The organism is Pseudovibrio axinellae, from assembly GCF_900110875.1.
Classification (GTDB): domain Bacteria; phylum Pseudomonadota; class Alphaproteobacteria; order Rhizobiales; family Stappiaceae; genus Pseudovibrio; species Pseudovibrio axinellae.
Genome location: NZ_FOFM01000002.1, coordinates 259732 through 272812, shown reverse-complemented (window position 1 = coordinate 272812; position 13081 = coordinate 259732). Strand labels below are relative to the sequence as shown.

Below are 13081 nucleotides of genomic sequence, written 5' to 3'. Positions count from 1 at the left end.
AGGCAGATAGGGCAGGGTTAAAAAACTTCAGATTTTTGACAGAAGGCGGGGACGATGCCAAAAAAGAAGCCTATTGTGGTTGTGACACGGAAGCTGCCAGATGTTGTTGAAACGCGGATGCGCGAACTTTTTGACACACGACTGAATGAGAACGACAAGCCATTTACGCAAGCCGAACTTGTTGAAGCCGTTAAAGTTGCCGATGTTCTCGTCCCTACCGTTACTGACCGCATTGATTCTTCCGTTTTAGCTCAATCAGGTCCCAACCTGAAGATGATCGCCAATTTCGGTAATGGCGTCGACAATATCGACGTTATCTCCGCGAACAACCGCGGCATCGCCGTCACCAATACTGCTGGTGTGATGACCGAAGACACCGCTGACATGACCATGGCACTTATTCTTGCAGTCCCACGCCGTCTCTCTGAAGGCATGAGAAAGATCCAGAACAATGAATGGGAAGGCTGGTCCCCAACCTGGATGCTGGGTCATCGGATCTGGGGTAAACGTCTTGGTATCATTGGCATGGGTCGGATCGGCCAGGCGGTCGCCAGACGCGCAAAAGCATTTGGCATGTCTATCCACTATCACAACCGGATTCGCGAGCCACACGCGCTTGAGGAGCAGCTGGAGGCAACATTTTGGGAAAGCCTAGACCAGATGCTTGCACGGATGGATGTGGTCTCCATTCATTGCCCGCATACACCCGGAACCTATCACCTTCTTTCCGCTCGCCGCCTCAAGCTGATGAAGCCTGATGCATACATCGTGAACACAGCCCGCGGTGAGATTGTAGATGAAAACGCTCTGATCCGTCAGATTGAAGCAGGTGAGCTTGCTGGTGCTGCGCTCGATGTGTTCGAGCATGGGCCAGCTATCAATTCAAAGCTCGCAGCGTCCGATAAGGTTGTTATGCTGCCGCATATGGGCTCTGCTACGATTGAAGGGCGTATCGATATGGGGGAAAAGGTGATTATCAACATCAAAGCCTTTATGGACGGCCACCGTCCACCAGATCGCGTTCTGCCATCCATGCTCTGATTAATTGCAAAGCGCTTCAGGTAGCTGAAGCGCTTATTATACGGCACTGCTTCGCCTTACTTCAGGTATTTGTTCCAGGCAGGGTCAGATTTCATTCCTGCCAGAAATTTGGCGTGCTCCTCAATCTCCTGCTCAGATAAAACAGAGGGGAGGGGGGCAGGGCGTTGCTTCGCCGCTATGCGCATTTTCGGTTCGTCGTTAAGTGCATTGAGATCAAGCGCTTCATCATCTGGCATGAGGCCTAGATTTTTCTGCTTGCCGCCGTTCAGCTCCAGATAAACTTCTGCAAGCAACTCAGCATCCAGCAAGGCGCCGTGATAGACACGTTTTGTGTTATCAACTCCAAAGCGCGAACAAAGAGCATCAAGAGAGACCGAGCCGGTCGGAAACTTTCTGCGCGCGAGCTTTAGAGTGTCCAATACCTGAGTATTTGAAATTTTCGGTTTGTTACAGCGCCCGAGCTCCATGTTGATAAAGCCCATATCAAACGGGGCGTTGTGAATGACGAGGCGGGAATCTCCCACAAACTCCAAAAATTCATCTGCAACATCAGCAAACAACGGCTTATCTGAGAGAAACTCTGCTGAAAGACCATGAATGCGGAATGCTTCTTCCGGCATGTCCCGTTGGGGATTTACATACAAATGGCAAGTTCGGCCTGTTGGGATGAAATTGATGAGTTCCACTCCACCGATTTCAACCAGCCTATCACCATCAAGCGGATTCAGGCCTGTGGTTTCAGTATCGAAGGAGATTTCACGCATAATTACACCGTTCTTGAAGCGATCGAAGACACAGCCCGCATGATTGCACTGACGGAGCGACGAGCCGATTCCCAGCTTCGGCTAGTATCAACAATAAAGTGCGCTCTTTTGCGTTTTTCTGCGTCATTTAACTGTTTTGCGTAAATAGCCTCAAATTTGTCTTCTGTCATGCCCGGTCTTTCAAGAACCCGCCTGCGCTGCACATCATATGGTGCAGAAACGACGACAACGGCATCAACTGCCTTGTCCTTACCAACCTCAAAGAGAAGCGGGACATCTAAAACAACAACTTTACGGCGGTCCTGCTTGGCTTGTTTTAGAAACTCCATTTCCATCCCCTGAACGAGCGGGTGGATCAAACTTTCAAGGAGCAGCATTTTTGCTTTGTCCTGAAGGACGATTTTACCAAGCGCTTCCCGGTCTATCTGGTTTTCTTTGACCACACCAGGAAAGGCATCTCCTACAGGTGTTACCGCTTTTCCAGAATACAGGTCATGTACAGCTGCGTCAGAGTCATAGACCGCAGCGCCAGCCTCAGCAAACAGTCTTGATGTGGTTGATTTCCCCATACCAATAGAACCGGTCAGACCGAGAATAACCATTCAGAGAAGCCCCATTTCTTTCAATATGATCCTACGAAGTTCGGTGGTCACCTCTGGTCGAACACCAAACCATTTTTCAAACCCCGGAACAGCTTGATGAAGCAACATTCCCAAACCATCCACCGTGGGATTACCTCGTTCTTCTGCAACGTGAAGCAGGTTTGTTTGTAACGGAGAGTAAACTATATCTGTAACGACTGCTGATTTCGACAGGTTATCAAGGTTCAACCCCAATTCTGGTTGCCCAGACATGCCAAGTGAAGTCGTATTCACAAGGAAGTCTACTTCTCCAAGCGTTTCCCCCAATTTATCCCAGGATATGGCAATGGTCTTTGGGCCAAAATGAGACGCAAGTTTCTGGGCTTTTTCTAAAGTTCTGTTGGCAATATACACTTCTGTGTATTCGCGTTTGAGAAGCGCCCAGATGATTGCACGCGATGCACCTCCAGCACCCAAGACAACAGCTTTATTCCCGTTGTTATCCCAGTTCGGTTGCATTTGGTCCAGATTGCCAAGAAAACCAAGGCCATCTGTATTTGAACCGTTCAAAACACCATCTTCATCGAGCCAAAGCGTGTTTACAGCGCCAATCATCTTGGCTGCATCATCCAGCTTGGTTGCTGCGTTATAGGCGATCTCTTTATTTGGAATGGTAACATTGCACCCAACAAACCCGTGTTCAGGCAAAGACCGATAAAAATTCTCAGCAATCTCGGGTGGAACGTCTTGTGCAATATAGCTGCCTTCAATGCCATGCTGCTTTAGCCAGTATCCATGGATCAAAGGCGATTTTGAGTGACCGATCGGATGGCCAGTGACCGCGGCTTTTCTCATTTTATCAAAACCTCAATTTTGCGCAGGAAAGACAGGAGATCTAACAAGGGCAAACCCAAGACGGTAAAGTAATCACCCTCAATCTTCTCAAACAACTGAACACCTTCAGCTTCTAACTGATATGCGCCTACGCTGGAAAGGATGTCGGGACCAGTTCTATCAATGTACCAATCAAGGAAGTCCGCAGTAAGTTCACGTACATGAAGAACTGCTGTCGACATGCCTTCCCAAACCACTTCGCCGTCTTTTACCACACACGCAGCTGAATGAAGCGCATGGCTTTTGCCGGAAAAGCTCTCCAATTGAGTGCGAGCAATTTGCAAATTTTCTGGCTTAACAAGACGACTTCCCTCGAAGGCAAGGATCTGATCAGCGCCAACCACATATGCACCCTGGTTTCGTTCGGAAACTTCTTTCGCTTTCGCAATGGATAATTTAGCTGCAATTGCCGCTGGATCCACACCAGTGGAAAGTAGAGGCTCTTCTATTTGGCGCTCGTCAACGTTTGCAGGAATGCGGTCAAAGATCAGACCTGAATTTTCAAGGAGAGTCGCACGAATTTTGCTTCCGCTCGCTAATACCAGTCGAGTCATACTTTACTTTCTCAGTCTGAGGATTTCTTGTGTTCTTTATTGGGATAAAGCGCAGCGCTTCTCAATATTCTTCTTTTTCTTTTTGCTCATTTTTATGTTTTCGGAGCAAATCCATAATTTCTGCTGCAGTTTCTTCAATTGAGCGGCGTGTAACATCTATCAAAGGCCACCCATGTTCAGCGCATAATCGTTTCGACATCGCAATCTCTTGAGCAATTGATTTTCGGTCAACGTAAGTGTCGTTATCTGTTTTAGCATCGAGGGAAAGTATGCGATTTTGCCGAATGTCCCGAATTCGTTCAGCAGTCGCCATCAAGCCAACGACCAGAGGCTTTTTCGCTTTCAAAAGCTGGCGGGGAGGGCGCATGTTTGGAATAAGCGGTATATTTGCTGCTTTTATCCCTCTATTTGCCAGATAAATCGACGTTGGCGTCTTCGAGGTTCGGCTAATACCGACCAATATAACGTCTGCTTCGTCCAAAGCCCCAGCTATCTGGCCATCATCATGCAGCATGGTAAAGTTCATTGCTTCCATTCTTTGGAAGTATTCCTCATCCAACACGTGCTGCCCACCCACACGCCAGGTTTCCGTGACATTAAGATAGCTATGAAAGACCTGATAAACAGGCTTTAGGATATTCACGCAGGGAAGGCCTAAGTCTTGGCACTTGCGCTCCAGGCGGCGCGCGTAGGCTTGTTCCACAAGTGTGTACAGAACGATTCCGGGTGCAGATTCAATCTCTTCCAGCACCCTACTTAACTGTTTGTCATGCCGTATCAGCGGATACACATGCTCGATTGGCTGGATATTCTCATATTGAGCGGTCGCAGCCCGTACCACAGTCATCAAAGTCTCGCCGGTAGAATCCGAAACCATGTGTAAATGGAAGTAGTTAGAGTGGTTACCCAAGGTATCATCCTCAACAATCCTCGAAGATTTGGAAAAGTACCCAAATTTCGTCATACCTTCAATTTAATGCCCACTGCCCCTATTTGGTCAACAATTCAATATTTTGAGGATATTGACTATGAAACGAACCGGGTAAACGGGATTGCACATTGCTCACGCAAAAAATACACAGGACAGCTTGTGGGATGAGCTGTGATCTGTGGTTATTATATAGATCACAACCTATTGAATCTAAGGACAAAACAAATTGTTTTCGACTCCTGTGAAGAGTCTTAGCTGTTTTTGATCTGTGACTTTTCCCATAAGTGTTTTCTGAGATAGGAATTGTGGAATGAAATTGATCCCTGCTATTCAGTCACTAATAGAAATAGAAACTTCCAAATAAGAAGATTCTTTTAAAGCAGGCTTTGGAAAAAAAAGAGGCGATTGATGCAATCTCATGAAAGAGCGGTAATGCGCGTTTTGGCAGGCGAGAAACTGGAACGCCCACCAATCTGGATGATGCGCCAAGCAGGTAGGTATTTACCTGAGTACAGAGCTGTAAGAGCTCAAGCTCCGAATTTTCTCGATTTCTGTTACAATACCGATCTTGCAACAGAGGTTACCCTCCAACCAATTCGACGGTATGGCTTTGATGCTGCCATCCTGTTTTCTGACATCTTCGTAGTTCCAGATGCCCTTGGCTACCCTGTAAATTTTGAGGAGGGTCGTGGACCTGTTCTCGAACCACTTTCGATCGAACAGGTTGAAAAGCTTGATCAAGCTCGGACGATGGAGCATCTGGAGCCTGTTATCGCAACAGTCAAACGTTTGAGAGCTGAGCTCCCGACAGAAACCACACTTCTAGGCTTCTGCGGAGCACCGTGGACGGTCGCTTGCTATTCGGTGGCAGGTCACACTACCCAGGATCAAGTGGCCGCTCGTATAGGCTCCTATAAGGATCCTGCATTGCTCACTGCCTTCATCGATCAACTCGTTGAAGCTTCCATCACATACCTTGTTGCCCAATTAGATGGCGGAGCCGATGCGCTGCAGATCTTTGATACATGGGCAGGGGTTCTTGATGACATCGGTTTTGAGCAATGGTCTGTTGGCCCTACACGCAAGATTGTTGAAGGCGTAAAAGCGCAGCGTCCAAGCGCAAAGATTATTGGTTTCCCGAAAGCATCAGCTGCTCGTTTGAAGCGCTATGTTGAGGCAACTGGTGTTGATGCCGTTGGTCTTGACTGGACGGTTCCTGCAGAAGTTGCGCAGGAAATTCAAAAAATCGTTCCTGTTCAGGGAAATATGGATCCAATGCGGCTGGTTGCCGGTGGACGAGCACTTGAAACTGGAATAGATCACGCTCTCGACGTTTTAGGTAATGGTCCGCACATCTTTAACCTTGGTCATGGTGTTGTTCCACAAACTCCACCAGAGCATGTGGCTGAGATGGTGAAGCGGGTTAAAGGGTTGTAAGCAGCAATTGTGAATAAATGAGGCGCGGATTATGGTAGATGCGTATTCTTGGGCTAAGTCCCTACACATAATTTCCGTGGTGGCCTGGATGGCAGGATTGTTCTACCTCCCGCGCCTTTTTGTTTACCACACCACCGCTGAAGTTGGTTCAGACAAGAGTGAAACCTTCAAAGTGATGGAACGCCGTTTGCTCAAAGCAATTATGGCTCCGTCTATGATGGCAACTTGGATTTTTGGGCTTTGGTTGGTTTACTTGCTCGACGCGTATTTTGATCTTTGGTTTATGCTGAAATTCTCACTTGTTATACTGATGACGATATATCACGTGATGCTTTCGCGTCATGTCACTAAGTTTGCGCAGGATCAAAATAAGAATAGCGAGCGCTACTTTAGAATTATTAATGAAATTCCGACCCTTTTAATGGTTGCAATTGTGTTCCTCGTGATCTTTAAACCCTAGATGTTCCGTAAATTTGAAACCTATATTGAAAATTAGGAAAATTAGTGGGCAATAAGCACTTGCCGAATTGAATTCGATTAGTTATTGTCCCCGCAACTTCACGATGTAGCTTATGCGATCGCTTGTCTCATAGCGATTTTCGAAGATCGATAAATTTCGTATCTAGATGAGCTACTATTCCCCCCTAACGTTTTGTGTTCGAAAGTTCTTGATCCTTCTAAAGCTAAATCAAGTCCAGAACCCATAGTAAAGACGATCCCTATTGATGCGGGAAATGAAACTCAGAGACCTGAAAACTAAGAGCGCAACTGAACTCCTCGCTTTTGCTGAGGAACACGAAGTTGAAAATGCAAGCACCATGCGCAAACAGGAACTTATGTTTGCGATCTTGAAGAGACTTGCAGAGCAAGATATTGAGATCATCGGCGAAGGTGTCGTAGAGGTCCTCCAAGATGGATTTGGATTCCTCCGCTCTCCTGATGCTAACTACTTGCCAGGCCCAGACGATATTTACGTTTCACCTTCACAGATCCGTCGCTTTTCTCTGCGCACTGGTGATACTGTTGAAGGCCAGATCCGTAGTCCGAAAGAAGGTGAGCGTTATTTTGCCCTTCTGAAGGTAAATAAAATCAATTTTGAAGACCCTGAAAAAGCGCGTCACAAGGTTCACTTTGATAACCTTACGCCGCTGTACCCAGAAGAGCGCTTCAATCTTGAAATCCCAGATTCTACGTCCAAGGATATTTCTTCCCGCATTATCGATCTTGTAGCTCCGCTTGGCAAAGGCCAGCGTGCTTTGATCACTGCGCCTCCTCGGACAGGTAAAACAGTATTTCTTCAAAATATCGCGAAGTCTATTACAACAAACCATCCTGAATGCTACCTCATCGTTCTTTTGATCGATGAACGTCCTGAAGAAGTGACGGATATGCAACGTACAGTTGATGGTGAAGTTGTTTCTTCAACGTTTGATGAGCCAGCTACGCGCCACGTTCAGGTAGCTGAGATGGTTATCGAGAAGGCAAAACGTTTGACCGAACATGGTCGTGATGTTGTTATCCTTCTGGATTCCATTACTCGACTTGGTCGTGCTTACAACACCGTTGTTCCTTCCTCTGGTAAGGTTCTGACAGGTGGTGTTGATGCGAACGCCCTACAGCGTCCTAAACGCTTCTTCGGTGCGGCTCGTAACATTGAAGAAGGTGGGTCACTCACCATCATCGCAACGGCGTTGATTGATACCGGTAGCCGCATGGATGAAGTTATCTTCGAAGAATTCAAGGGTACAGGTAACTCTGAAATTATCCTTGATCGTAAGATCTCAGACAAACGTGTCTTCCCGGCTGTTGATATTCAACGCTCTGGTACGCGTAAGGAAGAGCTTCTTGTTCCAGCTGATAAGCTTAAGAAGACTTTCGTTCTGCGCCGTATCCTAAGCCAGATGGGTACAGTAGATGCTGTTGAGTTCCTGCTTGATAAGCTACGTCAGACGAAATCTAACGATGACTTCTTTGACTCTATGAATACATAGGTCTTTATTAGAACCGAATTTCAGAGCCTCGCTCACTTCGGTGCGCGGGGCTTTTTTTATTTTTAAGCCGATTTTTGGCGCTTTTAATAGTTGGATTCGATTACGAAATTAGGGGAGGGGAATATGGAAGAGGTGTTGCTGGATAAATGCCCACGGGTTGAAACTGAGAGACTTGTTCTTCGTAGGTGGGAAGAGCGGGATCTGGAGGGGTTGACCGAGATGTGTGGGCACCTTGAAGTTATGGCATTCTTTGGTGGTGCTGAGGCACCTGCGGAAGTGGAAAGGATGTTGGATAGGATTCTGGCGAGGCAGTACAAATATGGCTATTGCTTTCCAGTGGTTGAAGACAAGCAAACTGCCCAGTTCTTAGGATTCTGTGGTCTCAATTATCAGGAAACTGACATTCCTAGCGGGCCAGGTGTTGAAATAGGGTGGAGACTTAAGAGGGAGGTCTGGGGAGAAGGGATAGCCACAGAAGCGGCTGTATCTTGGCTTGGATTCGGTTTCAAAACCTTAAAGCTACGTGAGGTCTTTGCAATTGCAGTTGAGGGGAATCGTCGTTCTGAGAACACAATGAAACGATTGGGTATGACCTACTGCGAAGGTGATGATTTTATTGACTCAGGTTTGGATGCCGGTGATCCTCTTGCAAAAAACTTCCTTTACAAGATTACATATGAGCAGTTTTGGGGAACTGGATTATGATTGAAGATGTCATCGACAAATGCCCACGTATTGAGAGTGGTCGTCTTGTGCTTCGCAAGTGGGAAGAGCGGGATCTTGACGGTTTGGTTGAGATGAACGCTGATGCTCGCGTCATGGAGTTTTTTCCGGCTGTGATGCCTAGGGTTGAGAGTGAGATTATGCTCCAGCGGTTGATGGTAAAGCAGGATCAACTGGGGTTTGCATGTCCTGTTGTTGAGGATCTTGAGAGCGGGCGTTTTCTTGGATTTTGTGGATTGAATGTACCTACCTACCCAATACCTTTACCATTCGATCCGTGTATTGAGATTGGCTGGCGTCTTATTCCTGATGCATGGGGGAAGGGGATTGCGCAGGAAGCGGCACGTACCTGGATACGATTTGGATTTGAGACGCTTCAGGCTGAAGAGATTGTCAGCTTTACGACGGTTACCAATGTCCGTTCTCAAAAACTAATGCAGCGATTGCATATGATGACTGATGCAGCAGAGGATTTTGATCATCCAATGTTGGAACCTGATCATCCTCTGGTGAGACATGTTTTGTATCGTCTGAATAAGGATTGTTTCGCTTCTGTTTTACAGAACTAAACTTAATGGGATAACAAAATAGCTTTGTTAGTAAAGTTGTGATGTTTCACGTGAATCACGTGCAAACTCAATCTTCTAATTTCTACCACTGACTCACGTGAAACTGTGAGTCAGTGGTGTTCTATTTCTTACAGAATTTGTTGTTTCACCATTTCTGATGTGGTCGCAGGAAGCGAACAGCCTTTCTCCGAGCAAACAAAAACAGTTGCTTCGCCGTTGTTCCAAGATGAGTTTTCGAGCTCTATAGGCTGAGGTGCACCTGCTGGTATTTCGTCTATGTAGAAAGCTGGGTCTGATTGTTCTTTTAGCGTATCTGAAAATGGAATCGCTTCCGTACCAGCACCCAGAACTACAAGTGCTTTCTTGAATCGTGTGCGGGTATCCAATGCATTGAGAAGTGCGGCTGTGCCGAAGACGTTCTTATGGACATCTGCGGTGAATGCATTGAAGGTGCCGTCTGCTATATCGCGTGAAGATACATCTCCTGTCAGGATCCAGTGCTCTGAAAAGGCGAGGGCGGCCACTGCGTTATAGTTTGGAGTTGCTTCATCATAGGGATGATAAGGACGAAGGATGAGATCGTCCGCGTCCTTGTCTGTCATGTAGAAACCACCATTGGCGTGCGTAAAGCGTTCTTTCAATATTTCCAGAAGCTCTTCGGCTTTTGTAAGGTAGCTCTGTTTTTCAGATGGATCTACCTCCGAACGATATAAAGCCAGCGCAGCTCTTGCCGCCCAGGCATAGTCCGATGCGAAACCGGTTTCTAAGCGCTGACCTTGCCGCCATGAGTGACTGAGCTTTCCTTCGACCAACATATGTTCTGTGATGAAGCTAAAAGCTGCCTTTGCAAAATTGCGATAAGATCCACGTGAAACTAGCTCGTCTGCTTTGATAAGTGCGCAGATGAGCATCGAGTTCCAGTCAGCAAGGACTTTGTCGTCTTTGTGAGGAGGTATGCGCGTGGCTCTGTGTTTGAGTAAGAGCGCTCGGCATTCGGCTAGTGTTTCCTCTTCAGAGGCGCTTAAAAGAGCAAGGGAGTGGCGACGATTAAGGATCGTTTGATTTTCCCAATTGCCGCTGCTGGTCACATCATAGGTGTTACAAAACAGCTCGAAGTGCTCTTCTGGCAAAATGGTTTTAAGTTCGTCATAAGTCCATACGTAGAACTTGCCTTCAACGCCTTCACTGTCTGCATCCATAGAAGAAGTGAAGCCACCTTCTGGAAGTTTCATATCCCGCAAAAGCCAATCAATTGTTTCTTGGATTCGGATATGAAACAGTTTATCTCCCGTTTCTTGATAGGCCCAACACAGATGTTCTATAAACTGAGCGTTGTCGTAGAGCATTTTCTCAAAATGTGGGACCAACCAAATAGAGTCGACTGCGTAACGAGCCAGACCTCCTGCCACGTGATCGTTTATTCCACCCTGGGAAATTGCTCTTGTGGTTCTGAGAAATTGTTCACGCATGAAGGCATTTTTCTGCCCTTTTGCCGTTCTAAAAATCAGCTCCTGAACTGCGGCCTGCGGAAACTTCGGGGCGCCCTTCATTCCGCCTTCTTCTTCATCCTGCATTGAAAAAAGTTGTTTGCCGGCAGCGGTGATCATAAAGTTTGAGAGCGGGGCGGCGACAGCGGGTGGTGTGTTTAAGGCTTGACTGATCGCCTGCCTGTTGGCTTCGATTGTGTCTCTGTCAGATGAAAAACTATGTGCGATGGCTGACAGGATTTCTTTGAAAGCGGCAGAGCCATGACGAGCCTCTTTTGGAAAATACGTTCCACCCCAAAAAGGGTCACCGGTCGGTGTTAAGAACATTGTGAGTGGCCAGCCACCTTGTTCACCTAGCATATGTAATGCTTGCATATAGATCTGATCAATGTCAGGACGCTCCTCACGATCTACCTTGATGTTAACGAAATGCTCATTCATGAGCGCCGCTGTTGCATCATCCTCAAAGCTCTCGTGGGCCATGACGTGGCACCAGTGGCAAGCGGAATAACCAACAGACAGCAGAATAGGCTTGTTTGTTTTTTGGGCTTCTTCGAGTGCTTCCTTACTCCATTCCCACCAGTGGACAGGGTTATTTTGGTGTTGAAGAAGGTAAGGGCTTGAAGCGTTCGTTAAGCGATTTCTGCTCATAAAGAAGTGATCCTGAGTTCAAGGTATTGCTTGGCGATTAGGGTAGGTTTAACGCAGTCCATATGTGATCTCATAGCGAATAAAGAACCGGGCTTAGAATGAATACACAACAGGAAACAATCTTTGCAGTTTCTAGCGGCGCACTGCCTTCAGGTGTAGCTGTTATCCGTTTATCTGGCTCTCAGTCCGGACCAGTTTTAAGAAAGCTTATTAAAGGTAAATTCCCTGTTTCACGTGAATCTAACCTGAAGAAATTGTGGGATCCTGTAGATGGTTCACTGTTAGACCACGCGTTGATCTTGTGGTTTGAAGGACCAGGAAGCTTCACAGGAGAAGACACAGTAGAGCTGCATTGTCACGGTGGACGAGCTGTTGTAGCTGCTGTTTTGCGTGTGCTTTCCAGCTTTGAAGGGTGCAGACCAGCGGAGCAAGGTGAGTTTACGCGGAGAGCTTTTCACAACAACAAGCTTGACCTTACAGAAGTTGAAGGGCTTGCAGATCTGATTGATGCGGAAACTGATGCCCAACGTCGTCAGGCACAAAGGCAGATGGATGGCGCTCTAGGTCAGCTTTACTCGCAGTGGCGCGAGACCCTTATTCGCAGCCGCGCGATGATTGAAGCTGAACTCGACTTTTCCGATGAAGACGATATTCCGGATTCTGTAGCCGATGAAATTTGGGTTGAGCTTGAGAAGCTGCGTCTTGAAATGCTGGATCATCTTTCTGATGCGCGGCGAGGGGAGAGGCTTCGTTCCGGTCTTCAGGTTGTTTTGCTAGGCCCGCCAAACGCAGGGAAATCCAGTTTGATGAACAAACTGGCCCAGAGGGATGTTGCCATAGTGACACCCGAAGCTGGTACAACGCGTGATGTGCTTGAGGTTCATTTGGATTTGGGAGGTTATCCGGTAACCCTCATCGACACAGCTGGCATTCGCGAGAGTGCTGGGATGATCGAGAAAGAGGGTATCCGCCGGGCTCTTGTACAAGCAGAAAATGCGGATCTTATACTCTGGACACATGCACCAAACGTCGAAGCTGAAGAGTTGCCGCAGAGCTTGCTGACAAGTGGAGCTGAGATTTGGCGACTGAACACCAAGAGCGATTTAGGTGATTGTGCCGGTCATGACTCTTTCGAAACAAGCGAAGTGATAGACGTTTCCGTGCATGGTACGGGGGGGATGAACTCGCTACTTTCAAGCCTCGAGTCGTTTGCGGAACGAAATATTGGCCTTATCGAAAACCCGCTGATAACGCGTGAACGTCATCGTAGTCACCTTACTCAGTGTACCGATGATCTGAACAGAGCCATTAAAGCTGTCGGCTATCCAATTGAATTGCGCGGCGAGGATCTTCGACGGGCTGCTGACCAGCTCGGTCGCATCACAGGTCGAATCGATGTTGAAGATTTACTCGATGTGATTTTCCGTGATTTTTGCGTCGGTAAGTAAAAAATACCAT

Annotated in this window: 13 protein-coding genes; 7 read left to right on the top strand and 6 right to left on the bottom strand. The window is 47.2% G+C overall.

The features are described from left to right. Window positions 1-54 precede the first annotated feature (54 nt). Complete coding sequence (locus tag BMZ51_RS06220; RefSeq protein ID WP_068004624.1) at window positions 55-1041, top strand: 2-hydroxyacid dehydrogenase; 987 nt, start codon at window positions 55-57, stop codon at window positions 1039-1041. Between the two features lie 56 nt (window positions 1042-1097). Here BMZ51_RS06220 and dnaQ read toward each other — a convergent pair whose 3' ends face one another. The 5 genes from dnaQ to BMZ51_RS06195 form a co-directional block, all read right to left on the bottom strand. After that, window positions 1098-1805, bottom strand: a complete 708-nt coding sequence (gene dnaQ, locus BMZ51_RS06215) for a DNA polymerase III subunit epsilon (RefSeq protein ID WP_068004626.1) — start codon at window positions 1803-1805, stop codon at window positions 1098-1100. Between the two features lie 2 nt (window positions 1806-1807). Further along, window positions 1808-2407: a dephospho-CoA kinase gene (gene coaE / locus BMZ51_RS06210; RefSeq protein WP_068004628.1), complete on the bottom strand. Its 600-nt coding sequence runs from the start codon at window positions 2405-2407 to the stop codon at window positions 1808-1810. Then, window positions 2408-3241 carry a shikimate dehydrogenase gene (locus tag BMZ51_RS06205; RefSeq protein ID WP_068004630.1) on the bottom strand — a complete coding sequence of 278 codons (834 nt, stop codon included), beginning with the start codon at window positions 3239-3241 and terminating at the stop codon, window positions 2408-2410. It abuts the gene before it with no gap. Beyond that, the gene (locus tag BMZ51_RS06200; protein WP_068004631.1) at window positions 3238-3834 is read right to left on the bottom strand and encodes a Maf family protein; all 597 of its coding nucleotides are present in this window, start codon (window positions 3832-3834) and stop codon (window positions 3238-3240) included. Before BMZ51_RS06200 ends, BMZ51_RS06205 begins: the two co-directional genes overlap by 4 nt. Window positions 3835-3895: 61 nt before the next feature. Continuing rightward, window positions 3896-4744 (bottom strand): pyruvate, water dikinase regulatory protein, encoded by an 849-nt coding sequence (locus BMZ51_RS06195; protein WP_139201356.1) that lies wholly within the window; start codon window positions 4742-4744, stop codon window positions 3896-3898. A gap of 429 nt (window positions 4745-5173) precedes the next feature. Here BMZ51_RS06195 and hemE point away from each other — a divergent pair, with 429 nt between their 5' ends. The 5 genes from hemE (at window position 5174) to BMZ51_RS06170 (ending at window position 9485) form a co-directional block, all read left to right on the top strand. Further along, entirely contained in the window at window positions 5174-6202 is a 1029-nt protein-coding gene (gene hemE / locus BMZ51_RS06190; RefSeq protein ID WP_068004633.1) for a uroporphyrinogen decarboxylase, read from the top strand. A gap of 31 nt (window positions 6203-6233) precedes the next feature. After that, on the top strand, window positions 6234-6662 hold the full coding sequence (gene hemJ / locus BMZ51_RS06185) for a protoporphyrinogen oxidase HemJ (RefSeq protein ID WP_068004635.1): 429 nt from the start codon (window positions 6234-6236) through the stop codon (window positions 6660-6662). A 265-nt stretch (window positions 6663-6927) separates the two neighbouring features. After that, window positions 6928-8193, top strand: a complete 1266-nt coding sequence (rho, locus tag BMZ51_RS06180) for a transcription termination factor Rho (protein ID WP_068004637.1) — start codon at window positions 6928-6930, stop codon at window positions 8191-8193. A 123-nt stretch (window positions 8194-8316) separates the two neighbouring features. Further along, the gene (locus BMZ51_RS06175) at window positions 8317-8898 is read left to right on the top strand and encodes a GNAT family N-acetyltransferase (protein ID WP_068004638.1); all 582 of its coding nucleotides are present in this window, start codon (window positions 8317-8319) and stop codon (window positions 8896-8898) included. Continuing rightward, window positions 8895-9485: a GNAT family N-acetyltransferase gene (locus BMZ51_RS06170; protein ID WP_068004640.1), complete on the top strand. Its 591-nt coding sequence runs from the start codon at window positions 8895-8897 to the stop codon at window positions 9483-9485. The genes BMZ51_RS06175 and BMZ51_RS06170 overlap by 4 nt, the downstream gene beginning before the upstream one ends. A gap of 128 nt (window positions 9486-9613) precedes the next feature. Here BMZ51_RS06170 and BMZ51_RS06165 read toward each other — a convergent pair whose 3' ends face one another. After that, window positions 9614-11623, bottom strand: coding sequence for a thioredoxin domain-containing protein (locus BMZ51_RS06165; protein ID WP_068004642.1), 2010 nt, complete (start codon window positions 11621-11623; stop codon window positions 9614-9616). 98 nt (window positions 11624-11721) lie between these two features. On the opposite strand from BMZ51_RS06165, the gene mnmE reads away from it, so the two are divergent. Continuing rightward, on the top strand, window positions 11722-13071 hold the full coding sequence (gene mnmE, locus BMZ51_RS06160; protein ID WP_068004644.1) for a tRNA uridine-5-carboxymethylaminomethyl(34) synthesis GTPase MnmE: 1350 nt from the start codon (window positions 11722-11724) through the stop codon (window positions 13069-13071). Window positions 13072-13081 lie beyond the last annotated feature (10 nt).